This window comes from Mesorhizobium sp. M7A.F.Ca.ET.027.03.2.1, assembly GCF_003999175.1.
Taxonomy (GTDB): domain Bacteria; phylum Pseudomonadota; class Alphaproteobacteria; order Rhizobiales; family Rhizobiaceae; genus Mesorhizobium.
Window position 1 is genome coordinate 1 of the sequence record NZ_RZOM01001321.1, and the last position, 1,413, is coordinate 1,413.

The following is a 1,413-nucleotide window of genomic DNA, read 5'->3' on the forward strand; positions in this document are numbered from 1 at the left end:
CATGGATCCTGGCGATAGGACCCTCCTCGACCGCCTCCGGCGTCACATGGATCGCCGCCGGCACCTTGCCGGAGGCGCCAGACATGCGCCCGTCGGTGACCAGCGCGACGCGCTGGCCGCGATCCTGCAGGATGCCGAGCACGGTGGTCAGCTTGTGCAGTTCCGGCATGCCATTGGCCTTCGGCCCCTGGAAGCGGATGACGGCGATGAAATCACCGGTCAGCGTGCCTGCCTTGAACGCATCGTTCAGCCCTTGCTGGCTGTCGAAGACCCTGGCCGGCGCCTCGATGATACGCCGCTCCGGCTTCACCGCGGAAGTCTTGATGACGGCGTGGCCGAGATTGCCTGACAGCACCTTCAGGCCGCCGGTCGCCTGGAATGCCTTGTTGAACGGCGCCAGCACTTTTTCGTCGCCGCTTGCCTTCGGCGAGGCCTCGCGCACCACGCTGCCGTCGGCGCCGAGCTTTGCCTCGACCGCATAAGGCCGCAGGCCTTCGCCCCACACCGTCTGCACATCCTCATGCAGGATGCCTTCGTCGAGCAGTTCGCGGATCAGGAAGCCGAGCCCGCCGGCGGCGTGGAAATGGTTCACGTCGGCGAGGCCGTTCGGATAGACCCGCGCCAGCAGCGGCACGGCTTCCGAAAGGTCGGAAATATCCTGCCAGGTGATGGCTATGCCGGCCGCCGCCGCCATGGCGATCAGGTGGATGGTGTGATTGGTCGAGCCGCCGGTGGCGTGCAGGCCGACGATGCCGTTGACGATCGAGCGCTCGTCGATCATCCGGCCGACAGGCGTATAGGCGTTGCCGAGCGCGGTGATCGCCAGCGCCCGCTTCGTCGCCTCGCGGGTCAGCGCCTCGCGCAGCGGGGTGCCGGGATTGACGAAGGAAGCGCCCGGCGTGTGCAGGCCCATGATCTCCATCAGCATCTGGTTGGAATTCGCCGTGCCGTAGAAGGTGCAGGTGCCCGGCCCATGATAGGATTTGGACTCGGCTTCCAGCAGTTCGGCGCGCCCGGCCTTGCCCTCGGCGTAGAGCTGGCGGACCTTGGCCTTCTCGTCATTGGGCAGGCCGGTCGTCATCGGTCCGGCCGGAATGAACACCGCCGGCAGATGGCCGAAGGTGAGGGCGGCTATCACCAGCCCCGGCACGATCTTGTCGCAGACGCCGAGATAGACGGCGGCGTCGAACATGTTGTGCGACAGGCCGATCGCGGCGGCCATGGCGATGACATCGCGCGAAAACAGCGACAACTCCATGCCGGGCTGGCCCTGGGTGACGCCGTCGCACATGGCCGGCACGCCGCCGGCCACCTGGGCAATGCCGCCGGCTTCGCGCGCCGCGTCCTTGATCAGCGCGGGGAAAGTCTCGAACGGCTGATGCGCCGACAGCATGTCGTTGTAGGAGGTGATGA

At 66.9% G+C, this 1,413-nt stretch carries 1 protein-coding gene; it reads right to left on the reverse strand.

Going from position 1 to position 1,413, the window contains the following annotated elements; all coding sequences use genetic code 11:
• Positions 1-1,413, reverse strand: a 1,413-nt coding sequence (edd, locus tag EN750_RS34260; protein WP_127399273.1) for a phosphogluconate dehydratase, incomplete at both ends; no start/stop codon positions are given.